Source organism: Nocardia sp. 149-1B, from assembly GCF_057747975.1.
Genome location: NZ_CM173233.1, coordinates 3,356,778 through 3,383,414, shown reverse-complemented (window position 1 = coordinate 3,383,414; position 26,637 = coordinate 3,356,778). Strand labels below are relative to the sequence as shown.

At 71.5% G+C, this 26,637-nt stretch carries 22 protein-coding genes and 1 pseudogene; 17 read left to right on the top strand and 6 right to left on the bottom strand.

The window, feature by feature from the left end:
- The first annotated feature begins 3 nt into the window (after positions 1–3).
- From AC3ANS_RS16140 to AC3ANS_RS16105, 8 genes are read left to right on the top strand one after another with little or no spacing between them, the layout of a single operon-like run.
- Complete coding sequence (locus AC3ANS_RS16140) at positions 4–3,045, top strand: cutinase family protein (protein ID WP_488292598.1); 3,042 nt, start codon at positions 4–6, stop codon at positions 3,043–3,045.
- A gap of 39 nt (positions 3,046–3,084) precedes the next feature.
- Positions 3,085–4,647, top strand: coding sequence for a LicD family protein (locus tag AC3ANS_RS16135; protein ID WP_488292597.1), 1,563 nt, complete (start codon positions 3,085–3,087; stop codon positions 4,645–4,647).
- Positions 4,644–5,948, top strand: coding sequence for a DUF6752 domain-containing protein (locus AC3ANS_RS16130; protein ID WP_488292596.1), 1,305 nt, complete (start codon positions 4,644–4,646; stop codon positions 5,946–5,948). Before AC3ANS_RS16135 ends, AC3ANS_RS16130 begins: the two co-directional genes overlap by 4 nt.
- Entirely contained in the window at positions 5,945–6,169 is a 225-nt protein-coding gene (locus tag AC3ANS_RS16125; RefSeq protein ID WP_488292595.1) for a hypothetical protein, read from the top strand. Before AC3ANS_RS16130 ends, AC3ANS_RS16125 begins: the two co-directional genes overlap by 4 nt.
- The gene (locus AC3ANS_RS16120; RefSeq protein ID WP_488292594.1) at positions 6,166–7,179 is read left to right on the top strand and encodes a glycosyltransferase family 2 protein; all 1,014 of its coding nucleotides are present in this window, start codon (positions 6,166–6,168) and stop codon (positions 7,177–7,179) included. The genes AC3ANS_RS16125 and AC3ANS_RS16120 overlap by 4 nt, the downstream gene beginning before the upstream one ends.
- A complete protein-coding gene (locus tag AC3ANS_RS16115; RefSeq protein WP_488292593.1) occupies positions 7,176–9,515 on the top strand; it encodes a hypothetical protein in 2,340 nt (779 codons plus the stop codon). The genes AC3ANS_RS16120 and AC3ANS_RS16115 overlap by 4 nt, the downstream gene beginning before the upstream one ends.
- Before the next feature lie 37 nt (positions 9,516–9,552).
- Positions 9,553–10,746, top strand: a complete 1,194-nt coding sequence (locus tag AC3ANS_RS16110) for an acyl-CoA dehydrogenase family protein (protein ID WP_488292592.1) — start codon at positions 9,553–9,555, stop codon at positions 10,744–10,746.
- The gene (locus AC3ANS_RS16105; protein WP_488292591.1) at positions 10,743–11,813 is read left to right on the top strand and encodes a hypothetical protein; all 1,071 of its coding nucleotides are present in this window, start codon (positions 10,743–10,745) and stop codon (positions 11,811–11,813) included. Before AC3ANS_RS16110 ends, AC3ANS_RS16105 begins: the two co-directional genes overlap by 4 nt.
- A gap of 3 nt (positions 11,814–11,816) precedes the next feature.
- Here the strand turns inward: AC3ANS_RS16105 and AC3ANS_RS16100 are convergent, their stop codons facing one another.
- Positions 11,817–12,821, bottom strand: a complete 1,005-nt coding sequence (locus AC3ANS_RS16100; protein ID WP_488292590.1) for an endonuclease/exonuclease/phosphatase family protein — start codon at positions 12,819–12,821, stop codon at positions 11,817–11,819.
- 130 nt (positions 12,822–12,951) lie between these two features.
- On the opposite strand from AC3ANS_RS16100, the gene AC3ANS_RS16095 reads away from it, so the two are divergent.
- From AC3ANS_RS16095 to AC3ANS_RS16085, 3 genes are all read left to right on the top strand, one after another.
- Entirely contained in the window at positions 12,952–13,134 is a 183-nt protein-coding gene (locus AC3ANS_RS16095; RefSeq protein ID WP_488292589.1) for a DUF5302 domain-containing protein, read from the top strand.
- A 68-nt stretch (positions 13,135–13,202) separates the two neighbouring features.
- Positions 13,203–13,736, top strand: a complete 534-nt coding sequence (locus AC3ANS_RS16090) for a MaoC family dehydratase (RefSeq protein ID WP_488292588.1) — start codon at positions 13,203–13,205, stop codon at positions 13,734–13,736.
- 160 nt (positions 13,737–13,896) lie between these two features.
- A complete protein-coding gene (locus tag AC3ANS_RS16085; protein WP_488292587.1) occupies positions 13,897–15,369 on the top strand; it encodes a peptide MFS transporter in 1,473 nt (490 codons plus the stop codon).
- Here AC3ANS_RS16085 and AC3ANS_RS16080 read toward each other — a convergent pair.
- The gene (locus tag AC3ANS_RS16080) at positions 15,341–16,534 is read right to left on the bottom strand and encodes an MFS transporter (RefSeq protein WP_488292586.1); all 1,194 of its coding nucleotides are present in this window, start codon (positions 16,532–16,534) and stop codon (positions 15,341–15,343) included. The two genes, AC3ANS_RS16085 and AC3ANS_RS16080, sit on opposite strands and share 29 nt — an antisense overlap.
- A 109-nt stretch (positions 16,535–16,643) precedes the next feature.
- Between AC3ANS_RS16080 and AC3ANS_RS16075 the strand changes: the two genes are divergently transcribed.
- Positions 16,644–18,611, top strand: coding sequence for a CASTOR/POLLUX-related putative ion channel (locus tag AC3ANS_RS16075; protein ID WP_488292585.1), 1,968 nt, complete (start codon positions 16,644–16,646; stop codon positions 18,609–18,611).
- Positions 18,612–18,648: 37 nt separating this feature from the next.
- Positions 18,649–19,206, top strand: coding sequence for a histidine phosphatase family protein (locus AC3ANS_RS16070; protein WP_488292584.1), 558 nt, complete (start codon positions 18,649–18,651; stop codon positions 19,204–19,206).
- A gap of 211 nt (positions 19,207–19,417) precedes the next feature.
- Here the strand turns inward: AC3ANS_RS16070 and AC3ANS_RS16065 are convergent, their stop codons facing one another.
- Positions 19,418–19,912, bottom strand: coding sequence for an HNH endonuclease signature motif containing protein (locus AC3ANS_RS16065; RefSeq protein ID WP_488292583.1), 495 nt, complete (start codon positions 19,910–19,912; stop codon positions 19,418–19,420).
- Positions 19,913–20,004: 92 nt separating this feature from the next.
- Positions 20,005–20,565, bottom strand: a pseudogene (locus tag AC3ANS_RS16060) (DUF222 domain-containing protein); the annotation flags it as partial.
- A 578-nt stretch (positions 20,566–21,143) separates the two neighbouring features.
- Here AC3ANS_RS16060 and AC3ANS_RS16055 point away from each other — a divergent pair.
- Positions 21,144–21,791 carry a DUF6758 family protein gene (locus tag AC3ANS_RS16055; protein WP_488292582.1) on the top strand — a complete coding sequence of 216 codons (648 nt, stop codon included), beginning with the start codon at positions 21,144–21,146 and terminating at the stop codon, positions 21,789–21,791.
- Positions 21,792–21,822: 31 nt separating this feature from the next.
- Positions 21,823–22,698 carry a PHP domain-containing protein gene (locus AC3ANS_RS16050; protein ID WP_488292581.1) on the top strand — a complete coding sequence of 292 codons (876 nt, stop codon included), beginning with the start codon at positions 21,823–21,825 and terminating at the stop codon, positions 22,696–22,698.
- Between the two features lie 3 nt (positions 22,699–22,701).
- Here AC3ANS_RS16050 and AC3ANS_RS16045 read toward each other — a convergent pair whose 3' ends face one another.
- Positions 22,702–23,463, bottom strand: coding sequence for an SDR family NAD(P)-dependent oxidoreductase (locus AC3ANS_RS16045; protein ID WP_488292580.1), 762 nt, complete (start codon positions 23,461–23,463; stop codon positions 22,702–22,704).
- 132 nt (positions 23,464–23,595) lie between these two features.
- Here AC3ANS_RS16045 and AC3ANS_RS16040 point away from each other — a divergent pair, with 132 nt between their 5' ends.
- Positions 23,596–24,405, top strand: a complete 810-nt coding sequence (locus AC3ANS_RS16040) for a ParA family protein (protein ID WP_488292579.1) — start codon at positions 23,596–23,598, stop codon at positions 24,403–24,405.
- Positions 24,402–25,088 carry a L,D-transpeptidase gene (locus AC3ANS_RS16035; protein ID WP_488292578.1) on the top strand — a complete coding sequence of 229 codons (687 nt, stop codon included), beginning with the start codon at positions 24,402–24,404 and terminating at the stop codon, positions 25,086–25,088. The genes AC3ANS_RS16040 and AC3ANS_RS16035 overlap by 4 nt, the downstream gene beginning before the upstream one ends.
- A 62-nt stretch (positions 25,089–25,150) precedes the next feature.
- On the opposite strand, the gene AC3ANS_RS16030 is transcribed toward AC3ANS_RS16035, so the two are convergent.
- Positions 25,151–26,635 (bottom strand): DEAD/DEAH box helicase, encoded by a 1,485-nt coding sequence (locus AC3ANS_RS16030; RefSeq protein ID WP_488292577.1) that lies wholly within the window; start codon positions 26,633–26,635, stop codon positions 25,151–25,153.
- Positions 26,636–26,637: the final 2 nt, after the last annotated feature.

Here is a 26,637-nt window from a genome sequence, read left to right as displayed (position 1 = left end):
GCGATGAGCCTGCGGCGCACCCGGATGGTCGCCATCGCCGTGGTGGTGGTGGCGCTGGCGTGCGGGGCCCTCGTGGCCGTCGCCCGGCTCACCGGCTCGGGCGCGGGAGCCGGTGCGATCGCGCCGGCAGCCGACGAGAGCGCGCGGGCGCGTCGCTCGCCCTGTGCCGACGTACTCCTCGTCGGCGTGGACGGCAACGGCGAGCGACCCCAGCCGGGTGAACGCTTCGGCCCGACCGTCGCGCGCTACGCAGAGCCGTACTACGCGGCGATCGCGGCCCACCGGACGGTCTCGGCCACCCGCCTGGCGGTCGCGACACCCGGTCTCGGCGCGCTGACCGCCCAGCACCGCGACAAGCGCACGGCTGCCGACTCGATCCGCTGGTCCTCGCTGCGCACCTGGCTGCGCCCCGTGAACGACGGCGCGTCGGCGCTGGTCACCAAGGTCGCCGCGGCCGCCACGTCCTGCCCCGAGCAGCAGTTCGTGTTCGTCGGCTACGCCCAGGGCAGCAAGATCATCCACCTCGCCCTGCAGCGCATGCGCGCGAGCGAGTACGGCGAGCGGATCGCCGCCGCGGTGCTGGTCTCGGACCCCGCCCGCCAGGCGCGCTCGGTCGCCGGCCACCAGCTGGGCGACCCGCGCGCGCCCCACCGACTGGCCGGCATCGAGGCCGAGGTCGCCAAGCCGGCCGCGGACGTGCCGGCGACGACGCCGACGTTCTCGGTCTGGGACGTGTGCACGGCCGGGGACCTCGTATGCGCCCCGGGCCGCACCAACCTCACCAAGGCGGCGCAGACGGCCCGGAGCTACAACCGCGTAGCGACGTCGGTGACGACGGTCCGCGACGGGGTGCTGGGGCAGACGCTGCTGTGGCCGACGCCGACACCCGCCGTCCAGGTCCAGTCAGCGGCCGTCGGCGAGCCCTTCAGCCTCGATCTGGCGGTCGACGTCGCGCCCGCCGCCCGGCCGGGGGTGCGCTGGACGGCCACGTCCGCGTTGCCGCCCGGCATCACGCTGTCCGAGGACGGCGTGCTCTCCGGAACCCCCACCGGGAGCGGGACCGTCACGATCGGCTACTCGGTCGCCGGCACCACCCCGGTGACCACGGCCCACTCGGGCGTGGTCACGATGAGCGTCGACCCGGCCGCGACCGGCGTCAGCGCCGGCGGCCAGGTCACGTGCGCGACCGAGGGGGACGGCACGGCGACGTGCACCGGCCCCAACCAGTTCGGCCAGCTCGGCAACGGCACCACCACGGCTTCGAGGACGCCGGTGCGGGTCGCCGGGACCGGCTGGGAGAGCATCAGCACCAGCGGCTCGACCACGTGCGGGATCAAGACCGACGGCTCCTTGTGGTGCTGGGGCCTCAACAACTTCGGCCAGGTCGGCATCGGCAAGTCCAAGCCCCGCACCAACCCGCAGCGCGTGGCCGGCACCAGCACGTGGAAGCAGGTCGACACCAGCTGGTTCCACACGTGCGCGGTCCGCAGCGACGACGCGCTGTACTGCTGGGGTCAGAACCTGCGCGGGCAGGTCGGCACCGGGGCCCTGAGCCGGGCGGTGGAGAAGCCGCGCCGCATCGGCGGTGGCGCCGCATCGTGGTCGAGCGTGACCACGGGGGGCTACCACACCTGCGCGGTCGGCACCGACGGCAGCCTGTGGTGCTGGGGTCAGAACACCCTGGGTCAGCTCGGCAACACCGCGGCGGGTCCGCAGACGTCCCCCACGCGCGTCGGCACCGAGAACGACTGGGTCGAGGCGAGCGCCTCCTGGGGTCACAGCTGCGCGGTCACCACCACGGGGCGGCTGTGGTGCTGGGGCCTCAACGACAGCGGCCAGCTCGGCCTCGGCAACCGGAACAACTTCTGGCGCCCTCAGCCGGTCGCTCCGGCGCAGATCTGGACCTCGGTGACCACCGGTGACGCAGTGACGTGCGCGCTCGACAGCCAGGGCCAGTCGTGGTGCTGGGGCGCCGACGGCTACGGCCAGCTCGGGTCCGCGAACGGCCCGTCCACGCTGCCGATGCGCACCGACACCACCAAGTCGCTCACCTCCATCGACGCCGGCTGGATGCACGTGTGCGGCCTGTCCGGCGCCAACCGGGTGTGCTGGGGCAGCAACGAGGCGGGTCAGCTCGGCACCGGGTCGACCAAGGCACGCGCCGTGCTGACACCTGACCAGCTGGCAAGGCAGCGCGCAGTGCTCGAGCACGGGCAGCAGATGCTGCGGCTCTCCCCGGACGAGCAGCTCCGCCGCGAGATCGGCGACCGGCCCGCCGTACCGGCCTCGGCGCGAGCCGCGGCCCGCGACGCGGTGACGACCAAGGTCATGACCTTCAACCTGCTCGGCAGCAACCACACGGCGCCGTCCGGCGACCGCCCCGACTGGCCGCCGGGCCGGATCCGTTCGGAGTGGGCGGCCGCGCTGATCGCCGCCCGCAACGGCGGGCTCGTCGGCCTCCAGGAGATCCAGCCCGACCAGGTGGTCTCGCTGGGTGCGGCCACCGGTGGTCGGTTCACGATGTACCCCGGCAACTCGATGGGGTACGCCGGGGCGCCGCAGTCCCTGATGTGGAAGACCTCCGAGTGGGAGGCGGTGTGGAAGAGCTCGGTCACGATCCCGTTCATGCGCACCCAGTCGCGCCCCCAGCCGGTCGTCCGGCTGCGCAACATCTCGACCGGCGCCGAGCTCTACATGATCAACGCCCACCTCTCGCCCGGGCAGATGGAGGCCGACCGCGACCGGGGCACCGCGTTGATCCTCAAGACGATCAAGGACCTTCAGGCCGACGGCCTCCCGATCCTGCTGACCGGTGACTTCAACGAGCACAGCGAGGTGTTCTGCAAGGTCGTGCGCCAGACGGACCTGGTCGCCGCGCTGGGCGGCAACGCCACGAGCAACACGTGCAACGTCCCGCCCCGGGCCCGGGTCGACTGGATCTTCGGGTCGTTGGGCGTGTTCGGCACCGTGGGGGTCGACCAGGGTGCGCTGGTGCGGCGTACGACCGACCATGCCGTCCAGGACGTGACCTTCACGGTGCAGTAGAGTGCCGCAGTCCGACGTCAGGCGCTGAGGGAAGTCGTGGTGCGAGCAGACAGGCACGCGATCGCCGGGATCGACGAGACCGGCGTGCGAGTGCCCCGGAGGTTCCGGGGCGCGGCGGACGTCGAGTTCAACGGCCGCCGGGTCTGGTCCTTCTCCGTCGAGTCCGCCGACGACACCGTCGTGGCCTGGCCACGACGGCTGCAGCGGATGCTCGACGGGTACGCCGACGTGAGAGTGCTCGCGGGCTCGCGAGTCCTCCTCGCCGAACGTGTGCAGTTCGGTGAGGGGTCGGAGGAGATCGACCTCCGCGACAGCCACGGCAACGCGATCGTCGTCGACAAGTGGGGGCTGATCCAGCTGCCCTTCGAGGGGCGGCAAGCCGGGGTCGTGGACGCCCTGACCGGCCAGGCCGTGGAGATCCTGGACGTGATGCGCCGCGACTGCGGCTTCGAGGGCTGGATCTCCTTCGGCACCCTGCTCGGCGCGGCCCGCAACGGGCACGCGATCGGCCACGACTCCGACATCGACCTGTGCTTCCTGAGCACGGCCGAGACGCCGGCCGGGATGGTCGCCGACCTGTGGCGGATCGGTCGCGCCCTGCGTCGAGCGGGCATGCGCGTGGAGTACCGCTCGGCCAGCTTCCTCACCGTGCTGTTCAAGGCGGCGGACGGTGCCACGGCCAGCATCGACGTCTACACCACGTTCTTCCTCGACGGACTCCTGCACGAGACCGCCACCGTCCGGGCGCCCGTGCCGCGCGAGGCGCTCCTGCCCCTGGGCACCCTCGAGTTCGAGGGCAGGATGATGCCGGTGCCCGCCGATCCGGCGGCCCTGCTCGAGGTCTCCTACGGGCCCGGGTGGCGGGTCCCCGACCCGTCCTTCCAGCACCGCCCGGGGCCCGAGGTCGTCGACCGCTTCAAGGGCTGGTTCGGCACGCTGATGCACTCCCGCCGCGAGTGGAACCACGCCAACGCGGTCGTCGCTCGCGAGCGGACCGAGGAGCCGTCGGAGTTCGCGGTGTGGGTCGCCGGCCAGCTCGAGCCCGAGGTGCGGGTAGTGGAGATGGGCGTGGGCGGCGGCACCGACCTGCGCTACTACGCCGAGAGGGGCCACTCCGCGCTCGGCCTCGACTTCGTGCTCCCGCGCCCGGTGCGTTCCTCCATCCGGGGCAACCGCGACGTCAGCCTCGTCGAGCTCAACCTCGACGACGGCCGGGCCGTGCTCGCCCGCGGGGCGCTGCTGGCCCGGTCCTCGCGCCGCCTGACCCTGGTCGCGAACCGGCTCTTCGAGGCCCTCGACCCGGCCGGGGTCGAGGCGTTCTGGGTGCTCGCCCGGATGGCGATGCGCTCCGGCGGCCGCGCCTACCTGGGTGGGGAGTCGTTCACCCCACGCATCGCCCGGGAGCGCTCGCTCGGCGACACCGCCGGCAAGCTCCGGGCGTTCTCCCCGCGGACGCTGGAGGAGCACGTGCGCCGCAGCGGAGGGCGCGTCGTCTCGAGCACCGGGTTGGAGCGTGCCGAACGGGCCACCAGGTCGGGGTCACCGGCCACCTGGAGGATGGTCGTGGAATGGCCGCAACCGACCGGGGAGAGGGACCGATGACCACGAGGGTCTACCTGCACGTCGGTACGCCGAAGTCCGGCACCACCTACCTCCAGCGGGTGCTGGACCTGAACCGAGAGCGGCTGGCCGCCGCCGGTGTCCTCGTCGTGGGGGACCGGCACGTCGACCGCGTGCACGCCGCCCTGGCGGTGCGAGAGGACCCCCGGGTCAGGGAGCTCGCGCCGCGGCAGCAGCGGAGCTGGCAGCGCCTGGTCGCCCAGATCCGTGGCTGGGACGGCCCGGCGGCCGTGTTGAGCTACGAGCTGTTCTCCGCAGCCACCCGGGCCCAGGCCGAGCGCGCCCTCGCCGATCTCGCCGGACTCGACGTCCACGTGGTCATCACGGCCCGTGACTTCGGCAAGCTGGCGCCGTCGGCCTGGCAGGAGCGCCTGAAGTTCGGACTGACCACCCCGCTCGCCGACTGGCGTCCCCCGCCGGAGTCGGCCGGGCGACGGCGGGAGTGGGGCTGGCGGACGATGGACCCCGCGAGCGTCGCCAAGCGCTGGGGGGCCAGCCTGCCGGCCGACCACGTGCACGTGGTGACGGTCCCCAAGGTCCGCAGCAGCCCGGACGAGCTCTGGCACCGCTTCGCGGCCGCCTGTGACCTGACAGACCTACCCGTCGACCTGGACCTGGAGGTGGGCCTGGTGAACGAGTCCCTCGGAGTTGTCGCAGCCGAGCTGCTGCGCCGCGTGAACGAGCGGATCGGACCGCCGATCGTGGGCAGCCGCGAGCAGGCGCGTTGGCTGCGCGACACCCTGGCGCACGGCGTGCTCGCCGGGCTGGGCAACGAACCGATCCGCGCCGCCGACGAGCAGCTCGACGACGCCCGTGAGCGCGCGACCCGGACCGCCGACCTGGTGCGCGGCGCCGGCTACGACGTCCAGGGTGACCTGGCCGACCTCGAGGCCAGCAGTGGACGCGGGCGTGCGCCCGAGGACGTGACCGACGCCGAGCTCCTGGACACCGCGGTCGAGACCATCGCGCGGCTGCTCGTGCTGGTGCGCGAGCGCAGTGGCGGCGACGCCGCCGACGCTGCGGGGCAGCCCGTCGGCGGCCGGGTCAAGCGCGCGGTCTCGACCGGGCTCCGGCGAGTCACGTCCGGCCAGGTCGAACGGCAGGCCCAGGCGAACGAGCAGCGGATCCGCCGGCTGGAGGAGTCCGTCGCCGAGCAGCGGGCGCTCCACCTGCGCGTCGCCACGTTGCACGACGTCGTCACCGAGCTGCTGCTGCCCGCCGAGGCGCGCGACCACGAGGTCACCGGGGCCGCCCTCAAGACGTACCTCAAGGAGTCGGTGTGAGGCGGCCGCGTGAGCTGGCCGTCGCACTGGCCCACGCGACCGGCGTACCCCGCTCGCGCGAGCAGCGTCATGCCCTGGAGTCCCTCGAGGAGGCGGTGAGCGAGAACGCGCGACTCGCAACGCTGCTGGAGCAGCAGGTGCGCGAGATCGAGCACGGCCTCCTGCCCCTGCTCGAGGCCGACGCTGCCCAGGGGGCCCACACGCCGGAGCACCAGGGATGAGCGACCCGCGATCCTCGATCGCCCTCTCGGTCGTGGTGCCCTGCTACAACGAGGAGGAGTCGCTGCCGCGGCTCGTCGAGGTGCTCTCGGAGGTGCTGCCCGGCGTCGCGGAGCCCTTCGAGGTCATCCTGGTCGACGACGGCAGCCGGGACCGCACGCTGGAGATGCTGCGGGAGGTCTCGGCGCGCGACCCGCGCTTCCGCTACGTCGCGTTGAGCCGCAACTTCGGCAAGGAGTCGGCGATGCTCGCCGGCCTGACCCAGGCTCGGGGCGCCGCCGTCGCGATCATGGACGGCGACCTCCAGCACCCGCCGCAGCTGCTGGTGGAGATGGTGCCGATGCTGTCCCAGGGCTACCACCAGGTGGTGGCCCGCCGCACTCGCGATGACGACCCGGTCGTCCGCACGTTCCTCTCCCGGCTCTACTACCGCGCGATCAACCGGCTCATCGACGTCCGGCTCGAGGACGGTGTCGGCGACTTCCGCGTGCTGAGCAGCGAGGCGGTCCAGGCTCTGCTCTCCCTCGGCGAGGCCAACCGGTTCTCCAAGGGCCTGTTCGCCTGGATCGGCTTCCCCACGGCGGTCGTCGACTACCAGAACGTCTCGCGCGAGGCCGGGTCGACGAAGTGGCGGATGCGTGACCTGTTCAACTACGGCCTCGACGGCGTGATGTCGTTCAACTACCGGCCGCTGCGGCTCTCGATCTGGTTCGGCCTGATCGTCACCGCGGTCGCGATCGGGTACGCCCTGTGGGTGCTGGTCGACGCGGTCGTCCACGGCAACAGCGCACCGGGCTACGTGACGATCATCTGCGCGGTCACCGGGTTCGGTGGCGTCCAGCTGATCCTGCTCGGCGTGATCGGGGAGTACCTCGGCCGCATCTACGCCGAGACCAAGCACCGCCCGCTGTTCCTCGTCAAGGAGAGCAGCGAGGGCGTGGGGCACACACCGGTCACGGTCGCGCTCGGCGTGGAGCACGCCAGCGTCACCCACCAGGGACCGAGCACATGAGCGCCGAGCGCATGAGGGCCGAACGCCCGAGCGCGGGGGAGCGTGGCCGCGGCCGGTGGCTGTGGCCGCTGGCGGTCTGCCTGGTCACCGCGGCGTACACGTGCCTGCCCTACGCGGTGCACCCCTACTTCTTCCAGCGCGGCGACACCGCGGCCCAGTTCGCCCCCACCTGGTTCCACCTGGGCGAGATGGTGCGCGGCGGCACCTGGCCCACCTGGCTCGACCCGGACGTGTGGGCCGGCGGCAACTACGCGGCCGAGGCGCTGTTCGGCATCTACAACCCGCTGAACGTGCTGGTCTGGCTGTGGATGTCCGCGGCGTCGGACCTGATGCTCGCGACGTTCGTCGTCAAGGCCGTCGTGATGGTGGCGCTGGCGCTGGGCTCCTACCTGCTCGCGCGTGAGTACGGCGCCGCGCGGTGGGCCTCGGCCGTCGTCGCCACCGCGCTGCCGTTCAGCGGGTTCACGCTCTACTGGGACGCTGGCTCGTGGCCCTCGGGCCTGATGGCGTTCGCGTACGCCGCCTGGGTCTGGTTCGTCCTGCGCCGGTGCCTGCGCGGCGTCACCAACCCGCTTTGGGCGTTCCTGGTCGGCATCCTCGCGATCACCCAGGGCAACCCCTACGGCACGCTCGCGGTCGTCGTGGTCGGCTTCGGGCTCGTGGTGGAGGGCCTCCTCCAGGGCAACCGAGCAGGGGTGCTCCGGCTGCTCCTCACCGGGCTCTGCATCGGCGCGTTCGTGCCGCTGGTCTTCATGCCCCTGGTGGAGACCTCGGACCTCACGGTCCGCTCGGTCGGCCCGCTGGTCGCCAACAGCGGCAAGCTCCGCCCCGAGCTCGGTGACCTCCTCGGGCTCAGCTCGCCCACGTTCGTGCCCGGCATCCAGGCGATCACCGGGCCGATGACCGTGCCCGCGACGTACCTCTCCTGGATGGTGCTCCCGCTGCTGCCCTGGCTGCGATACGCCGTCCTGCGGCGACGTGCCCGCGAGCTCAGCGGCCTGGGGATCATCACGCTGATCTACCTCGCGCTCACGATCGGCCCCTCGAAGCTCTGGCTGTTCCGCTGGCCGCTGCGCCTCTCGGAGTACGTCTGGCTGGGCCTGGTCGTGGCGTTCGCCGTCGTGCTCAGCGAGGGCCTGCACCGCACCCACGCCCGGGCCCGCGCGATCGGGTCGGCCGCCATCGTCCTCGGCGGCGGCTACCTCGCCTGGGCGCAGCACCCCACGGCCACGCGACAGGCGCTCTCCGGCGTGCTGCTGGTGCTGGCCCTGGTCGGTGTGTTCGTGCTCTGGAGCCGCTGGCGGGTGCAGGCCACGGCCGGGCTCGCGGCTCTCGGCATGCTCGGTACCGGGCTCGTCCTCGCGCTGCAGGTGCACGCCTTCGGCGAGAACGCCTCCTCCCGGTTCTGGCACCTGCCCCACGACGTGTCCGCGATCCAGCAGCAGTTCTCGGACCGCGACGGGCGGACCATGCAGTTCGCCGACCTCAAGCCACTGCAGACCCAGCACCGCACCCGCGAGCTGGAGCGGGCGTGGGAGCAATTCCTGCCCGGCAGCATGTACCAGGTGGCGGGCGTCGACGCCGTCAACTCCTACACCGGCATGGGATTCCGCGTGTTCGGCGACCGCTTCTGCATGGAGTACGACGGCCTCACCCAGCCCTGCGGCTACCGCAACCTGTGGAAGCCCTTCACCCCCGACGGCACGCCGCTGGCCGACCTGATGAAGCTCCAGACGGTCGTCGTCCAGCCGGAGATGACCGTCGGGGTGAAGACCCCCGACGGCTGGAGCGTGCAGTCGCGCGATGACGCGGCCGTTGTGCTCACCCGCAACGACCCGGTGCCGTGGCCGGACTCCCGGCTGAGCCGGGTGCCCGACGGCGTCGAGGTCGAGTCGGCCACCACCTCGGGCAACTACGAGGAGCGGGCCGTCCTCTCCGGCACCGGTGATGGTGGCAAGGCCACCTTCGCCATGCTCGGCTGGCCGGGATGGACCGCGGTGCTCGACGGCAAGACGGTCCCCGTCTCCCACGACGCGGCTGGGCTGCTGACCGTCGACCTCCCGCCGAACCGGTCCGGCACCCTGGTGCTGAGCTATCGGCCACCACGGTTCGCTGCCAGCCTCGGCGCGGCCGGGCTCGGCACACTCGGTGCCGTCGTACTCGGTGCCTTCACCCTGCTGCGCCGACGGCGTCCCGAGGGTGACACTGGTCCCGACGACGGTGGGTCGGACGGTGGAGCGGCAGGCGGACCGGAAGGCGGATCGCAGGCCGGCGAGCCCGCGCCGACGGGCGATCGTGCTTCATCTCACGTCGGTTCCCACCGCGCGACCGAGTAAGTTACCGGCGAGTTGTCGCCACGTGAAAGGGAAGCCAATGGGCCGCCTGTGTGAAACCGAGGGACTGTCCGAGGACCAGCGCGAGATCCTCAAGGCGGTGCGCACCTTCGTCGAGGACAAGATCCTCCCTGTCGCGACCGAGCTCGAGCACGCGGACGAATACCCGCAGGAGATCGTCGACGGCCTGAAGGAGCTGGGCATCTTCGGGTTGATGATCCCCGAGGAGTACGACGGCCTCGGCGAGTCGCTGCTCACCTACGCGCTGTGCGTCGAGGAGATCGCGCGCGGCTGGATGAGCGTCTCCGGCGTGATCAACACCCACTTCATCGTGGCCTACATGCTGATGCGGCACGGCACCGAGGAGCAGAAGCGCAAGTACCTGCCCAAGATGGCGACGGGCGAGGTCCGCGGTGCGTTCTCGATGTCCGAGCCGGGCCTCGGGTCCGACGTGTCGGCGGTCAAGACCAAGGCGGTCCGCGAGGGCGACGAGTACAGCATCACCGGCCAGAAGATGTGGCTGACCAACGGCGGCACCTCCACCCTGGTCGCCGTGCTCGCCAAGACCGACGAGGGAGCCGACTCGGTCTACAAGAACATGACGACGTTCCTGGTCGAGAAGGAGCCCGGCTTCGGCGAGACCGCACCCGGCCTGACGATCCCCGGCAAGCTCGACAAGATGGGCTACAAGGGCGTCGAGACCACGGAGGCGATCTTCGAGGGGCACCGCGTCTCGGCCGACCAGGTCCTGGGTGGCAAGCCCGGACAGGGCTTCTACCAGATGATGGACGGCGTCGAGGTCGGCCGCGTCAACGTCGCCGCCCGCGCCGTCGGCATCGCCAACCGCGCCTTCGAGCTCGCGATCGCCTACGCCCAGCAGCGTGAGACGTTCGGCAAGCCGATCGCCGAGCACCAGGCGATCCTCTTCCGCATCGCGGAGATGGCCACCAAGGTCGAGACCGCTCACACGATGATGGTCCGAGCCGCTCGCACGAAGGACTCCGGCGAGCGCAACGACGTCGAGGCCGGCATGGCGAAGATGCTGGCCGCCGAGTACTGCAACGAGGTCGTCCAGGACTCCTTCCGGATCCACGGCGGCTACGGCTACTCCAAGGAGTACGAGATCGAGCGGCTCTACCGCGAGGCGGCGTTCATGCTGATCGGTGAGGGCACCAGCGACATCCAGAAGATGATCATCGGCAGATCGTTGCTCAAGGACTACCGGCTTTCATGACGGTTCGTCGCCTCCTGGTCCTGCACATCGGGACCCCGAAGAGCGGGACGACCTACCTGCAGGGCCTGCTGGCGCGCAACCGGAAGGTGCTCCGCGAGGCCGGGGTGCTCTACCCGGGACAGCGCAGCAGCCACTTCCTCGAGGCGATGGGGCTGCGTGAGTCGGGCTTCCGGGGGCACGAGTACGAGAAGGCGCCAGCGGCGTGGGAGCAGGTGGTGCGCGACGTCCGGGAGCACCCGGGCAGCGCGCTGCTCTCCCACGAGAGCTTCGGTTCGTCGCGCAAGCGGCTGATCGAGCGCATCGTCGCGGCCTTCCCCGACCACGAGCTGCGGGTGGTGATCACCTGCCGTGACCTGGCCCGGCAGCTGCCCGCCTGTTGGCAGGAGAAGGTCAAGAACGGCGACACCACGCCGTACGAGGACTTCCTCGACGAGGCCATCGTGGGGTGGAAGGGCGTGCCCACCACCGAGGGCCTGTGGCGGTCCCAGAACATCGCGATGATCGGGCGGCGCTGGGCCGAGCTGGTGGGCGCCGAGCACCTGCGGTTCGTGACCGTGCCGCCCCCCGGCGCCGAGCCGGAGGTGCTGTGGGAGCGGTTCCGAGTGGCCGCCGACCTTCCCGACGCCGGCTACCGTCCGCGGCTGCGGGTGCGGAACCCATCGCTCGGTGCCGCGGAGACCGAGCTGCTCCGGCGCCTGGTCGAGCACCTGCCCGCGGACCTGCCCTGGCCCGAGCACTCGCGCAAGATCAAGCTCGGGTTCGCCGAGCGTCTGCTCACCGCTGACCAGGCTGCTGGGCCGTTGAGCGTCCCCCTGGACCACCGCGCCCCCGTCGACCGGATGTCGACCGCCATGGTGCGCGCGATCCGTGCCGCCGGCTACCCGGTCATCGGCGACCTCGACGAGCTGACGCCCCGCTACCGCGACGGCGGCCGCTCCGCTGACGAGGTCCCCGACAGCGAGCTCCTCGACCGGGCGCTCGCGATCATGGCGACGCTCCTGCTGCGCGATCCCGAGCCAGAGGTCACGCCCGCCCCCACCGAGGCCGCCGAGGCCGCCGAGGCCTAGTGCCTAGCCCCGCCCGGTGAAGACGGGCACGCACACCAGCTTGCCCAGCCCGCGGATCTCGTACGACGCCCACACCGGGTTGTGGTCCGAGAAGTCCGACTGCAGCACCATCGCCCGTCGCGACGTGATGGTCGTGCCCCGGTCCGAGCCGCTGTGGAGGAGGTAGTCGATGCGAGCCCGGGGCACCGAGCGGCCCAGGCCCTTGCCGACCTCCAGCCAGGTGTCGGCGAGCTGGGAGTCCAGGATGCCGACCGCCGGCGACGTCGGCTGGGAGTTCAGGTCGCCGCCCAGGATGATCGGGAGCGGGTCGGCTCGCAGCTGTCCGACGATGGCCCGAGCCTGGGCGATCCGGGCGGCCGGGGACCGCTGGTCGAGGTGGGTGGCGTAGATGCTCACCTGGACGCCGTTCACGTTCACGACGGCGTGCAGCAGGCCCCGTTGCTCGGTGTGCGTGGGGTTCGGCAGCAGGAGCTGGCGCGAGGTCAGGATCGGGAAGCGGCTCAAGATCGCGTTGCCGTAGCGGGCCGACCCGTGCTGGAGGTTGCCTCCGAACGTCCACGACCAGCCCAGCCGGTCGGCCAGGTCCGCCGGAGTGTCGATGCCACCGGTCCGCACCTGGAACCGGTCCACCTCCTGGAGCAGCACGACGTCGGGTCGCCACTGCTCGATCTCCTGGAGCAGGCTGTCGAGGTGCACGCGCCCGTCGGGGCCGACGGCGGCGTGGATGTTGTAGGTGAGCACCTCGAGGCGCTGGCGGCGCGGTGGGTGCACGCAGGTCTGCCCGGTCGGGTCGGAGAGCCCGCCGGCGCCCCTCGCTCCGGGGTTGCGCGCCGGCGCGGGTGCGCCGCTGACTGCTCCCGAGGGCGTGGCCGCCCGCGGTCCGGTCACCTGCATCGGGCTGGCGACAGGGGAGCGGTGGGTCAGCAGGACGGCGGCGACCGCGCCACCGACGAGCACCAGCACCATGGCGAGCGTGGCGAGGGTCGCACCCGGGATCTTCCCGTCCATGTCGTCCCCCCCTGTGCTCGCCGCCGATCCTCAGTGTAGGCGGGCGGTGCTGCCCCCGCGCCAGCCGCGAACCGGTCGCCACGCCTGTGATCTCGCTGGCTGATCGGCTCGAATCGTGCGAAGGTGAAGCATGACCGACGAGCACGCCAACGACGACCTCAAGGCGAAGATGCGCGAGGCGCTCGACCGGAAGAACAACAAGGCGAAGGGCGTTCAGCAGGACGGTCCGGTCCACGAGAAGGCCCATGGGTCCGAGGTGGTCGGAGGAGCACCCAAGCTGCACCGCCGCAAGGCCGGCGGCGGAGGTTCCTGAGTCTCACCCATGCTGCTGGTGAGATAGGCCACGGTGCGGTCGGCCCCTCGCCCGGGCAGAGTGTGCGCATGCAGTTCGGACGCAGCTACGAGGAGTTCGAGGTCGGCGCGACCTACAAGCACTGGCCAGGCAAGACGGTCACCGAGTACGACGACCACCTGTTCTGCCTGCTCACGATGAACCACCACCCGCTCCACCTCGACGCCAACTATGCCGAGGAGACGACCCAGTTCGGCAAGAACGTCGTGGTCGGCAACTACGTCTACTCGATCCTGCTCGGCATGAGCGTGCCCGACATCTCGGGCAAGGCCATCGCCAACCTGGAGATCGAGTCGTTGCGGCACGTCGCTCCGACGTTCCACGGGGACACGCTGTACGGCGAGACCACGGTGCTGGACAAGTGGGAGTCGACCTCCAAGGACGACCGAGGCGTGGTCCACGTCGAGACCATCGGCTACAACCAGGACGGCAAGGTGGTGTGCATCTTCCGCCGCAAGGTGATGGTGCCGAAGAACAACTACCTCGAGGCCCGCGGTGGCGAGCAGCCCGGCCGTCCGGTCCCGCAGCCGGACAAGAACTGGAGCGGCCCCACACCGAGCTAGCGAGGTGGGGGAGAAGCCGCGAAGGTTGAGGAGCGTCGGGTCAGGCAGGAGCGCAGCGACGGTCTGACCCGACGCGTCTCGAAACCCCGGGGCCGCAGGGGTCTGCCGACTAGACGCGCTGCCTCGTTTGCCCGGGCGCTGACTCGGGCACGGGCAACGAATGAGCACTGCGGACACCGCCGTACCCGCCCAGGAGCGAGAGCAGGACCGGGGCTTCTTCGGGCACCCACGCCCGCTGGCCAACCTCTTCGGCGTGGAGATGTGGGAGCGCTTCAGCTTCTACGGCATGCAGGGCATCCTGCTGATCTACCTGTACTACTCCGCCGCGGACGGTGGACTCGGGATCTCGGAGTCCACAGCCACCCAGATCGTGGGGGCGTACGGCGGCGGGGTCTACCTGGCCACGATCATCGGCGGCTGGCTGGCCGACCGGGTGCTCGGGCCCGAGCGCACGCTGTTCTACGCCGCCGCGGTGGTCATGGCCGGGCACATCGCGCTCGCGCTCGTCCCGGGCCTGGGTGGGGTCGGCCTTGGCCTGGTGCTGATCGCCCTGGGCAGTGGCGGGGTGAAGGCCAACGCCAGCTCGCTGGTGGGCTCGCTCTACGCCGAGGACGACGACCGTCGTGACGGTGGCTTCTCGCTGTTCTACATGGGGATCAACCTCGGCGCGTTCGCCGGGCCGCTGCTGACCGGCCTGCTGCAGGAGGACTGGGGCTTCCACTACGGCTTCGGGCTGGCGGCGATCGGGATGTTCCTCGGCCTGCTGCAGTACTCCGTGGGCCGGCGCCGGCTGCCCGACGAGACCCGCGTCGCCCCGCACCCGCTGCCGGCGGGGGAGCGGGCACGGTGGGTCGCTGTCGCCGTGGTGGCCGTTGCGGTGGTGACCCTGCTGGTGCTGCTCGACGTGATCACCGCCGACAACCTCTCCGACGTGGTGGTCGGCGTGACGGTGGTCGCCGCGATCGCGTACTTCGTGGTGATGCTGGCCAGCAGCGAGATCTCGGCGGTCGAGCGGAGCCGGGTGTGGTCGTTCGTCCCGCTGTTCATCGCGAACGCGGTCTTCTGGTCGCTCTACCAGCAGCAGTTCACCGTGGTCACGATCTACTCCGACAAGCGGCTGGACCGTGGGTTCTTCGGCTGGGAGATGCCGGTCTCGTGGGTGCAGTCGATCAACCCGGTCTTCATCATCCTGCTCGCACCGGTGTTCGCCGCGGTCTGGACCCGGCTCGGGGCGCGACAGCCGTCGACACCGGTGAAGTTCGCGGTCGGCACGATCTCGATGGGCGCGGCGTTCCTGCTGTTCCTGCCGGTCCCCGGCGGCGAGCACTCCGCGCCGCTGCTCGCGCTGACCGGCATCCTGCTGGTGTTCACGCTCGCCGAGCTGTTCATCTCACCGGTGGGCCTGTCGCTCTCGACGAAGCTCGCGCCGCGGCGGTTCACCACGCAGATGGTCGCGCTGTACTTCCTCTCGATCGCGCTGGGTACGGCGATGTCGGGCAAGCTGGCCGGCTACTACCACTGGCGCGACGAGGGGGGCTACTTCCTCGTGCTGGGCCTGGCCGCTGTCGCGGTCGGAGTGGCGCTGCTGGCGGCGGTGAAGCCGATCAGGGCACTGATGGCCGGCGTCCACTGACCAGGGTGCCGGCGACCCGGGGAGCGAAGGCCGGAGCCAGCGGCACGATGCCGAGCACCAGCACCATCGGCACCGCGAAGCCGATGCGCAGCGAGTCGGCGCCGACCAGGCCGGTGAGCACCGAGCCGAGCAGCGCGCCGACGTAGTTGAACTGGTTGAAGCGGGCGATGACGGCGTCGACCCGGGCCTGGCGGACCGCCGGCTCGAACTCCTCGCCGGCCTCGGCGGCGCCGGCGATCCGGGCCGCGGCGGAGAAGCTCAGCGGCGCGACGACCGCGACGCCGCCACCGAGCAGTGCGAACCCGAGGACCGCCACCTGCCAGTCGGGCGAGAACACCACGATCGCCAACGACGCGGCACCCACGACCGCACCCGCCCGCAGGACCGGCACCGGGCCGAAGCGGCGGACCAGACCGTCGCCGGCCAGCCGCACGGCGCCGCTCACGAGGAGATAGGCCAGCGCCGCGAGCGCGACGTACCGCTCAGGGGTGGGGAAGGTGTGGTCGAGGAACAGCGGGCCCCAGGTCTGCACGGCGGTGTCGACCATGTAGAAGAGCACCATCGCGATGCCGACCAGCAGGATCGGTCGCCACGGGACAGCGACTTCGTCGGCCAGCTCGGTCGGCCCGTGGTCGCGCGGCAGGAACGGCGCCAGCGCCACCAGCAGCGGGATCACGCCCACGGCGGCGTTCGCCGACAGCGGCAGGTGGGAGGTCCCGAGCGTGGCCGCGGCGCCGACCGCGCCACCGAGGGTCCACGCGCCGTGGAAGGAGGGCAGGATCGGCCGCTCGTAGCGGTGCTCGAGCGCGACGGCCTGCATGTTGGTGCTCGCATCGACCATGCCGAGCCCGAAGCCGTACGCCGCGATCCCGGCGACGAACACCCCGGTCACCTGGGCCGTGCACAGCACCGGGACGCCAACGGCGACGACCAGCAGTCCCACGCGGAGCAGCAGCGCGCTGTCGCGGCGCTTGGCGAGCGCTTCGGCGACGACCGATCCGGCTCCGGCGAGCAGGATCATCATCAGCAGGATCAGCGAGAGCTGGACGTCGGAGAGGTGCCACTTGTCCTGGAACTCGGGCAGCCGCGTCGTCAGGCTCAGCAGGATCAGGCCCTGGCTGAAGAAGCCGGCTGCGGTCGCCAGGCGTGGCCGGGTGAGATCCATGCGCCGAATGGTGACACGGGTTGGGCCAAAAGGGGTGCCGGTCGGGCCAACCTGGGCCACGATTCCGTCAGCACGTGCCTGACGAGCGGGCCTGCAGGGAAGAGGAACGATGGCGCGCACCGGGCAGCAGCTGCGACAGCGGACGGCGAAGGCGATGGCCCAGCCGAAGGGCGCAGCAGGGCCGGGTCAGACGCGAGCGGCCAACGCGCCGCGGTCAGGTCTGGGCGACCGGCTCCGCTACGCGTTCGACAACAGCATGTCGCGGGGCACCCCCGCCCTGATCGCGTGGCTGTGCGTGGTCACGCTGGCCCTGATCCTGCTGTTCTCGGTGATCGTGTCGGTCTTCGGCCTGCGGCCCGAGGGCGACGAGGCCCGCCCCTTCTTCCGCGACCTGATGCAGAACCTCTTCCACGCGCTCGATCCCGGCACGGTGGCGGGCGACGGAGCCGCGTCCTGGCGGTTCCTGCTGACCATGCTCGTGCTCACGATCGCCGGCCTGTTCATCGTCAGTGCCCTGATCGGCGTGATCGCCGCCGGCATCGACACCAAGCTCGCCGACCTGCGGCGGGGCCGATCGATCGTGCTCGAGCACGACCACACGGTGATCCTCGGCTGGTCCGACTCCATCTTCACGATCGTCCGGGAGCTGACGATCGCCAACGAGAGCCGCCGCAAGCCGGTGATCGTGGTGCTCGCCGACCGCGACAAGGTCGAGATGGAGGAGGACCTGCGGGCCAAGGTCGACGACTTCCGCGGCACCCGGGTGATCTGCCGGTCCGGGTCGCCGATGGACCTGGACGACCTCGCGCTGAGCAGCCACCCGACCGCCCGGTCGGTGATCCTGCTGGCCCCCGAGGGCTCCGAGGACCCCGACAGCGAGGTCATCAAGACCCTCCTCGCCCTGACCCACGCGGGCCCCGAGGGGCCGAGGATCGTCGCGGAGATCCGCAACCCCACGAACCTCGAGGCCGCCCGCCTCGTGGGCGCCGAGCGCACGGTGCTGCTCGACATCCGCGAGACCGTCGCCAAGCTCGTGGTCCAGACGTCGCGGCAGTCGGGAGCGGCCGCGGTCTACACCGAGCTGTTCGACTACGACGGGGACGAGATCTACTTCCTCGACGACCACCGTCTCGACGGCTCGACGTACGCCGACGCGCAGCTCGCCTTCGAGCACGCCTCGGTGATCGGCCTGATCGACGCCGGCGTACCGACCCTCAACCCGCTGCCGGACACGGTCATTGCGGGGCAGACCCTGATCGTGGTCGCCGAGGACGACTCGACGCTCCAGGGCGAACCGGACGCGATCGGCCGCCCGGCCCTGGAGCTGCTCGGCACCGCGACCGCGGACGAGGAGCGGCCGAGCCAGGCGCTGCTGATCGGCTGGAACGAACGGGCGCCGATCATCGTGCGCGAGCTCGACCACTACGCGACGCCCGGCTCGGAGCTGACCGTGCTGACGGCGTTCGACGTCCCCACCGTCCCGGAGCTGCGCAACCTCGAGGTGCGCGTCGTGTCCGGGCACACCACCGACCGTGCGACGCTGGAGGAGCACGTCGTCGACGGCCTCGACCAGGTGATCGTGCTCTGCTACTCCGACGACCTGGCGCCCCAGGCCGCCGACGCCCGGACACTGGTGACCCTGCTGCACGTGCGCGACATCCTGTCCCGCTTCGACGCGACGACCCCGGTCGTCAGCGAGATGCTCGACGACCGCAACCGGGTGCTCGCCCAGGTCGCGCACGTCGACGACGTGGTCGTCAGCGGCGAGATCGTCAGCCTGCTGGTCACCCAGCTCTCCGAGGACCCGCGGCTGGAGCTGGTGTTCGGCCAGCTGCTCGGCAACGAGGGCAGCGAGATCTACCTGCGCCCCGCGGAGTGGTACGTCCAGCCCGGTGCCGAGGTGTCGTTCGCGACGATCGTCGCGGGGGCCACGCGCCGCAACGAGACCGCGCTGGGCTACAAGTCGGTCGCCCTGGCCGGGGCCGGTGAGACGTTCGGTGTTCGGGTGAACCCCGCGAAGGCGGAGACGTTCCGGGTGCTGCCCGGCGACCGGGTGGTCGTGCTCGCCGACGACTGATGTCTTCGTGGTCGAGCGGCGCTGTTTGAATAGCCCGGTGAGTGAGCTCTGGGTCGTCCGTCATGGTGCCACCGAGTGGAGCGAGATCGGTCGGCACACGTCGGTCACCGACCTGCCGCTCCTCCCCGAGGGCGAGGAGGTCGCGCGCGGTCTGGCGCCACGCCTGGCCGGCCTGGGCTTCGCGGAGGTGCTGACGAGCCCGCGGCTGCGTGCGCGCCGTACCGCTGAGCTCGCCGGCTTCCCCGACGCGGTCGTGGACGAGGACCTCGCGGAGTGGGCGTACGGCGACTACGAGGGCATCACGACCGAGCAGATCCGTCGTGACGTCCCCGGCTGGACGATGTGGACCCACCCTGCCCCCGGTGGCGAGACCGCTGCGGAGCTGACCACCCGGCTCGACCGGTTCGTGGCGCGTGCGCGCGCCGTCGACGGACCGGTGTTGGCCTTCGGGCACGGCCACTCGCTGCGAGCGCTCGCCGCACGCTGGCTCGAGCTCCCGGTCGGCGACGGTCGGCACTTCAAGCTCGACACCGCCACGATCTCCGTCTTCGCATGGGAGCGGGAGACGCCCGTCGTGCAGCGCTGGAACTCCTGAGGTCGACCACGCGCCTGATGGTCTGCGCCTGATGGCCTGTGCGGGGTGGCGGCGGTCGGGCGTCCGGCGGGTGGGCGTGTGGTTCCGCTTCTCAGTTTTCGAAGGCGTGGTTGCGGTTCGCTGTGGTTGGGGCGGCATGGTTGCGGTCCGCGGGTGTGCTGCGGGCGCGTTGGGGCCCGGGTGTTGTGGTGGCGGTCCCTGGCGTTTCGGTTTATGTCCTCCGGGTGAAGGCGACCTTGCCGTTGGGGAGCAGGGTGGTCTCGTAGTCGGGGTCGTGGGCTCGGGCGTGGTGGTGGGGGCAGTAGAGGCGGGCGTGGGTGATGTCGGTCGTTCCGCCGGTGGCCCAGGGTGGGTCGTGGTGGGTTTGGGTCATGCCGGGGGGCCAGTCGCATCGGTCGGCGGTGCAGCCTTTGTCGCGCAGTGCGATCGCGATCCTCTGGGCTTTGGTGTGGAAGCGGCGGGTGCGGCCGAGGTCGAGGACTTCGGAGGTCCCGCTGAGGACGGCGGGGATGATGCCGGCTTCGCAGGCGAGTCGTCGGGCCTGGCCGGGGGAGATCTCGGCGCCGGTGTCGAGGACCCCGGGCTTGAGGCCGCCCTGCAGTGTCTCGATGGGGATGGTGACGACCATGGTGGCGGACACTCCGCCGGCGTGGGGGAGCTGGTTGGCGGGGTAGCGCTCGATCCACTCCACGAGGGCTTGTCCCATGCGCTGCGGTCCGGGCTTGCGTTCCCCGAGGTGCCCGTCGACGGCGGTGCGGTGCTTGGGGCGGCGATCGCGAGGAGCTGCTTCTTCAGCATCTCGGCCTGGACGGTGGGCAGCGTGAACCGCCCGTGGGTCAGGCCGGTGCCGTCGTCGTGCATCGTCAGCCGGGTCGCCATGGCTGCTTCGCGTTCCTCGCGCAAGAGCAGTTTCGCTTGGTGGGCGTCGGCGGCTTCGGGGTCGATGACGTGGAGGAGTCCTTGGCCGAGGTTGGCGAGCTCTTTGGCGTTGTAGTGGGCTGCTTCACCGATGAGGTGGGCCTCGGCTCGGTCGCGGAGCTCTGGCTCGACGTGGTCGGGGAGCTCGTCGACGGCGTGGATGATCACCGCGGCCTGGTCGGGCAGCACGTCACCGGCCTTGAGGGCGGCGTGCGCGAGGGGGTGCTTGTCGAGGCCGGTGCCGAGCTTGGTGATCCGGTGGGCTTCGGCGTGGGCGAGGCGGGTCTGGTGCGCCCACCAGTTCGGCACCGAGGTGGCGCCGACCTGCTCCGCCACACCCACGGACGAGGCATGGGTGGCGAGGCGGGCCTGCAGCTCGGTGACCCGGGCCGCGACGCGGGTGAGTTCGACGATGGTGGCGGCGGTCTCGTGGACGTCCATGGACCACAGGGACGCGTCGGCGATCTGGTCGAGGGCGTCGGAGATCTCGGTGACGGCGCGGCTGACCCGGTGTGAAGGGTGAGCTTGTGCGGTCATCGCCACTCCCGAGATGAAGTCGTGGCGACAGTCTATCAAACACCTGTTCGGAAAGTCAACAACGAGACCGGTGAGAACTCGACTTTCGCGGGGTGGCTTCGAGGCTCGGGCCTGGGGGCCCTCGCACCTCAACCACCGGAGGTCGAAACCACCGCGCGGGGAGGCGGCGGTCAGGGGGCCGGGAGGAGGCCGTGGCCGCGGCGGACCTGTCCCGCTTTGCTGCCAGCGACGGCGACCACGATCGGCCTGAAGCCGATGCACATCTCGACGCGGGCGCTTGGGTTGCCGGTGGATTCGAGGCTCGCTTCGCTCGCACCTCAACCACCGTGAGGCCCGTGCTCGCACCTCAACCGCCGTCGGCGTGCGTTCGCACCTCGACCACCGTCGGCGTGCGCTCGCACCTCAACCACCGTCGGTGGGGTGGATGCACAGCCGGACCTTGTGCCCTTGACGCATGCAGGCGCGGTCAGCACCGTTGACCCATGTCTCTGGCGGCCAGCTGTGTGCAGTGCTCCGGGCCGGTGCTGGAAGCGCCGGACGACCCGGCCGGCCGGTGGGCGTGCCCGGAGCACGGGCTGACCCACGCGCTGTGGCACGGCGGCGAGGCGACGTACGACGCGTTCGCGGAGCACCTCGCAGCGTCCCGGTCGTTCCCGACCTACCTGCCGTGGCCGTTGAGCCCGGGGTGGAGCGTGACCGACTTCGCGGTCGTGGGAGACGCTCCGGGCAGCGCCCGCGCGACGCTCACGTGCGTGACGGGCACCAGCGAGCTGGACGGGCCGGTCGACGTCCTGGTCGTCGCCGAGGAGGCCGGCACCGGGCTCGGGGCCCGCTGCGCGAGCACGCGGTACAGCGATCCAGGCGCCGACATCGGGCAGCGGCCGCCGACGGTCCGGATCCGGATAGGCAGCCAGTCGGCGAGCCTGTGGGACGTGTCGACCAGCAGCTCGGACGGCGAGTTCGACCGGTCCGTGGTCGCGGGGGAGGCCGGTGGTCGCTGGCTGTGGATCGTGCTGCGCCCGGCGTCCGCGCTCCTGCTGCTGCGTGACGACTGGATCCTCCGCGACGTGTCCCACCTCGGCCCTCAGCTGGTCGAGCTCCCGTTCGGGGGGCCACGTCCGACCTGGTGAGGCATCGCGTGCGCGGCACTACGCTGCACGGATGCGCATCGACCTCCACACGCACTCGCGTGCCAGCGACGGGACCGACACCCCGTCGGGACTGGTGCGCGCGGCCGCCGAAGCGGGACTCGACGTGCTCGCGATCACCGACCACGACACGGCCGCCGGGTGGGCGGAGGCGGCCGCGGCGGCCGCGGAGGTCGGGGTGGAGCTGGTGCCGGGCATGGAGATCAGCACCCGCCACCGCGGGCGCAGCGTGCACCTCCTCGCCTACCTGCCCGACCCGACGTACGCCCCGCTCACCGAGGAGCTCGACCGGGTGCTCAGCGGTCGGGAGTCACGGGTCCCCGTGATGATCGAGCGGCTCCGCGCCCTCGGCGTCGAGATCACCGACGAGGACGTACGCCGCGCCTCCGACGGGACGGCCGCGACCGGCCGGCCGCACGTCGCCGACGCACTGGTGACCCTCGGGGTGGTGCGCGACCGCGACGAGGCCTTCGCGACGTACCTCGGGTGGGGCAAGCCCGCGCACATCGACCGCTACGCCATCGCGCTGGTCGACGCGCTGCGCGTGGTCGCGGAGGCCGGCGGGGTCTCGGTGATCGCGCACCCGTGGGGGCGCGGCGGCCTGGGGCGCCCCGACGAGCACACGCTCGGGGAGCTGCAGGAGCTCGGACTGGCCGGCATCGAGGTGGACCACCAGGACCACGATCCCGCCGCGCGCGAGCGGCTCAGAGCCATCGCCCGCAACCTCTCCCTGGTCGCGACGGGTTCCAGCGACTACCACGGCGACGGCAAGAACGACCACGAGCTCGGCTGCAACTCGACCGACCCGGAGGAGTACGCGCGCCTGCTCGAGCTCGCCGCAGATGCGTCCCAGCGTTCCGGCCGGGTCACCCCCGCCGTCGTCGGCTGAGGATCACTTCCGCCCGAGCGACTGGAACCGCTGCAGCACCCCGGTCGGCACCAGCCGGGCGACCGTGCTGATCGCCTTGTACTGCGCCCCCGGGATCGAGAACGCCTTGCCCTTGGCGTGGTCGGCCAGCGCCTGGGCGACGAGCACGTCCGCGTCGAGCCACATGAAGTCGGGAGCGGAGCCGCGCCCCACCTCCATCCGCTCGTGGAACTCGGTCTTGGTGAAGCCGGGGCACAGGCAGGTCACGGTGACGCCCTGCGGGGCGTACTCGTGGTGCGCCCACTCCGAGAAGCTGTTCACCCACGCCTTGGCAGCCGAGTAGGTCCCGCGGGGCAGGAACGCCGCGACGCTCGAGACGTTGATGATCCCGCCGCCGCCGCGCGCGGTCATCGAGCCGAGCGCCGCGTGGCTGAGCCGCAGCACAGCGGTCACGAGCACGTCGAACATCGCCTGCTCGTCCTCGACGGAGTTGTCGAGGAACCGCTTCTTCAGGCCGAAGCCCGCGTTGTTGACCAGCAGGTCGATCGGCCGCGCCGGGTCGCTCAGCCGCGCCTCGACCGCGCCCAGCTGATCGCGGTCGGTGAGGTCGGCCGCGAGCACCTCCACGAGCACGTCGTACGTCGTGTGCAGCTCCTCGGCCTCGGCATCGAGGCGCGCCCGGTCCCGGGCGACGAGCACCAGGTCGTAGCCCTGGGCGGCGAGCTGGTGGGCGAAGGAGCGACCGATGCCCGCGGTGGGGCCGGTGACCAGAGCGGTGGGCGACATGGGAGAAGTCAAACAGGTGTCTGCGCGATCTGGGACGCCTCGTCCGGCATGATGGTCAACGATGAGCACCCCGCGACGTTCTCCGCCTCCCCCGCTGCGCTCCGCCGGCGCACAACGGCGCGGGGACCCCGCATGACCACGACACTCGCGATCGCCAACCAGAAGGGCGGGGTCGCCAAGACGACGACGGTCGCCTCGGTAGGGGCGGCCCTCGCGGAGCTGGGCCACTCGGTGCTGCTCGTCGACCTGGACCCGCAGGCGTGCCTGACGTTCTCCCTCGGCATCGACCCCGAGGACCTCGAGCTCTCCGTGCACCACGTCCTCACCAAGGGCCTCGACCCGACCGAGGTGATCATCGAGACCGAGGACGGCGTCGACCTGGTGCCGGCCACGATCGAGCTGGCCCGCGCGGAGGCCGAGCTGCTCACACGCACCGGCCGCGAGCACGTGCTGAAGTCGATGATCGAGGCTCTCGAGGAGGCCGAGCTCGAGTACGACTGGGTGCTGCTCGACTGCCCGCCCTCGCTCGGGGTGCTCACCGTGGCCGCGCTCACCGCTGCTGACGGTGTGCTGATCCCGCTGCAGTGCGAGACCCTCTCGCACCGCGGGGTCGGGCAGCTGCTCGACACCGTCCACGACGTACGCCGCTTCACCAACCGCAAGCTCGAGGTGTGGGGGGTGCTGCCGACGCTGTACGACGGGCGGACCAACCACTCGCGCACGGTGCTCGAGACGATCTCGGAGACCTACGACCTCAAGGTCATCGAACCGCCCATCCCCAAGACCATCAAGTTCGCCGAGGCGCCGGCCGCCGGCCGCTCGATCCTGGCGACCAGCCGCAGCAGCAAGGGCGCCCAGGCCTACCGCGCCGTCGCCGAGAACCTGGTCATCCGCTCCCAGCGACCGCGGGCCAAGCCGGCGGCGAAGAAGGCGAAGAAGTGAGCCAGCACCGCGGTGCCCCGGTGCGGCCGCGGTACGGCCGGTTCGCGGCGTTGGGATCCTCCCTGTCGGTCACCCTGATCGCGGTGCTCGGTGGCACCGGTGTACTGCCCTCCGCGGCCGGCGACCGCCAGGACCCCGCAGGCGCGATCGAGAAGGTCGCCGACCCCGCGCCGACCTCCGGCACGTCCGAGAGCCCGTCCGGCACCACCGACGCGACGGGCACCGAGCCCGACCTCGGCACAGCAACGAACACCGACACGGAGCCGGTCGATGACACCACCTTGCCGGCCGGCACCGGCCACGGGAAGCGCATCGTGTTCAGCGAGAGCCGCCAGCGGGTGTGGCTGGTGAGCGACGCCAAGCACGTCGTCCGCACCTACCTCGTCTCCGGCAGCCTCACCGACAACCTCGACCCAGGGACCTACTCGGTCTACTCCCGCTCGGAGCAGGCCTGGGGCATCGACGACTCGGGCACCATGCGCTACTTCGTGCGGTTCACCCAGGGCGACACCGGCGCCGCGATCGGCTTCCACGACATCCCGATCGACAACGGCAAGCCGGTGCAGACCCTCGACCAGCTCGGCACCCCGCAGTCGCACGGCTGCGTGCGGCAGAAGCGCTCGGACGCGATCGCGCTGTGGGAGTTCGCCCCCCTCGGCACGACCGTCGTCGTCACGGCCTGAGATCACCGCGACCCGCCCGGATGCTCCGGGCGGGTCGCAGTGTCAGTGCTGGTGCGTGAGCCTCACTCGGTGGCGGTGGCCTGACCGCTGCCGGCCGAGCCCGACCCGCTGGACCGACGGCGGCTGCGCGAGCGCGAGCGGTTGCGAGACCCTCCGGTGCGCGCCTCGCCGCCCTCGGCGGGCGCCTCGCCCGGCGGCGCGGCGGCCGGCTCGACCGACGACCCGGTGGCAGCAGCGGAGCCGCCGGAGCGGGTGCGCGTCCGGTTGCGGTTGCGCTCGCCACCGCTGCGCTCACCACGCTCGCCACGGCCACGCCCACGCTCGCCGCGGTCCTCGCGGGGCTTGCGCTCCACGGGGGCCGCGTCGACGATCCGGCCCTTGGTGCCCGGGGCGATGCCCTGGTCGTGGTAGAGGTGCTCGGAGGTCGAGTAGGTCTCCTGCGGCTCGTCGAAGGGCAGGTCGAGCGCCTTGTTGATCATCTTCCACCGGGCCAGGTCGGGCCAGTCGACGAACGTGATCGCGATGCCCGTGGCACCGGCGCGGCCGGTGCGGCCGATGCGGTGGATGTAGGTCTTCTCGTCCTCGGGACAGGTGTAGTTGATGACGTGGGACACGCCGGCCACGTCGATGCCGCGGGCGGCGACGTCGGTGGCGACCAGCACCCGCAGCTTGTCCTCGCGGAACCGGTTGAGGGCCTTCTCGCGGGCCACCTGGGCCATGTCGCCGTGCAGGGGGCTCGCGCTGAAGCCGCGCTCCGCCAGGTCGTCGGCCACCCGCTGGGCCTGACGCTTGGTGCGCGTGAACACGATGATCTTCCCGGAGTCCTCCGCCTGCAGCACCCGGCCGATGATCTCGGGCTTGTCGAGGTCGTGCGCCTGGTAGATGAACTGCGCGGTGGCCGGCACGGTGGCGTTCTCGTACGACGACTCCGCGCGGATGTTCATCGGGTGCCGCATGTGGGTGCGGGCGAGCGAGACGATCGCGGCGGGCATCGTGGCCGAGAACAGCATCGTCTGGCGGGTCTCGGGGGTCATCGAGAGGATCCGCTCGACGTCGGGCAGGAAGCCCAGGTCGAGCATCTCGTCGGCCTCGTCGAGGACCAGCGCGTGCACGTGGGAGATGTCCAGCGCCCGGCGGTTGCACAGGTCGATGAGCCGACCGGGCGTGCCGACGACGATGTCGACCCCGCTGGCGAGCGTGTCGAGCTGGGTGTCGTAGCCGACCCCGCCGTACACCGTGAGGACGCGGAGACCCAGGTCCTTGCTCGCCAGGTGGAGGTCGTTGGAGACCTGCAGCGCGAGCTCGCGGGTCGGGGCGACGATCAGCGCCTGCGGCTTGCCCTGCGGCAGGTCGGCGTAGGCCGGGTCGGTCATGGTGACGCTGCGCTGGAGCACGGGGATGCCGAACGCCAGCGTCTTGCCGGTGCCGGTGCGGGCCTGCCCGATGAGGTCGGTGCCGAGGAGGGCGACCGAGAGGGTCATCTCCTGGATGGCGAACGGGGTGACGATGTTGGCGCGCTCGAGGGCGTCGCAGATCTCGGGGAGCACCC

What these genes read in the sequence shown, in the direction of transcription:
- AC3ANS_RS16140 (WP_488292598.1), top strand. Translation starts at nt 4, where the DNA reads ATGAGCCTGCGGCGCACCCGGATGGTCGCCATCGCCGTGGTGGTGGTG.
- AC3ANS_RS16130 (WP_488292596.1), top strand. Translation starts at nt 4,644, where the DNA reads ATGACCACGAGGGTCTACCTGCACGTCGGTACGCCGAAGTCCGGCACC.
- AC3ANS_RS16120 (WP_488292594.1), top strand. Translation starts at nt 6,166, where the DNA reads ATGAGCGACCCGCGATCCTCGATCGCCCTCTCGGTCGTGGTGCCCTGC.
- AC3ANS_RS16115 (WP_488292593.1), top strand. Translation starts at nt 7,176, where the DNA reads ATGAGCGCCGAGCGCATGAGGGCCGAACGCCCGAGCGCGGGGGAGCGT.
- AC3ANS_RS16110 (WP_488292592.1), top strand. Translation starts at nt 9,553, where the DNA reads ATGGGCCGCCTGTGTGAAACCGAGGGACTGTCCGAGGACCAGCGCGAG.
- AC3ANS_RS16105 (WP_488292591.1), top strand. Translation starts at nt 10,743, where the DNA reads ATGACGGTTCGTCGCCTCCTGGTCCTGCACATCGGGACCCCGAAGAGC.
- AC3ANS_RS16100 (WP_488292590.1), bottom strand. Translation starts at nt 12,821, where the DNA reads ATGGACGGGAAGATCCCGGGTGCGACCCTCGCCACGCTCGCCATGGTG.
- AC3ANS_RS16095 (WP_488292589.1), top strand. Translation starts at nt 12,952, where the DNA reads ATGACCGACGAGCACGCCAACGACGACCTCAAGGCGAAGATGCGCGAG.
- AC3ANS_RS16090 (WP_488292588.1), top strand. Translation starts at nt 13,203, where the DNA reads ATGCAGTTCGGACGCAGCTACGAGGAGTTCGAGGTCGGCGCGACCTAC.
- AC3ANS_RS16085 (WP_488292587.1), top strand. Translation starts at nt 13,897, where the DNA reads ATGAGCACTGCGGACACCGCCGTACCCGCCCAGGAGCGAGAGCAGGAC.
- AC3ANS_RS16080 (WP_488292586.1), bottom strand. Translation starts at nt 16,534, where the DNA reads ATGGATCTCACCCGGCCACGCCTGGCGACCGCAGCCGGCTTCTTCAGC.
- AC3ANS_RS16075 (WP_488292585.1), top strand. Translation starts at nt 16,644, where the DNA reads ATGGCGCGCACCGGGCAGCAGCTGCGACAGCGGACGGCGAAGGCGATG.
- AC3ANS_RS16065 (WP_488292583.1), bottom strand. Translation starts at nt 19,912, where the DNA reads ATGGGACAAGCCCTCGTGGAGTGGATCGAGCGCTACCCCGCCAACCAG.
- AC3ANS_RS16055 (WP_488292582.1), top strand. Translation starts at nt 21,144, where the DNA reads ATGTCTCTGGCGGCCAGCTGTGTGCAGTGCTCCGGGCCGGTGCTGGAA.
- AC3ANS_RS16050 (WP_488292581.1), top strand. Translation starts at nt 21,823, where the DNA reads ATGCGCATCGACCTCCACACGCACTCGCGTGCCAGCGACGGGACCGAC.
- AC3ANS_RS16045 (WP_488292580.1), bottom strand. Translation starts at nt 23,463, where the DNA reads ATGTCGCCCACCGCTCTGGTCACCGGCCCCACCGCGGGCATCGGTCGC.
- AC3ANS_RS16040 (WP_488292579.1), top strand. Translation starts at nt 23,596, where the DNA reads ATGACCACGACACTCGCGATCGCCAACCAGAAGGGCGGGGTCGCCAAG.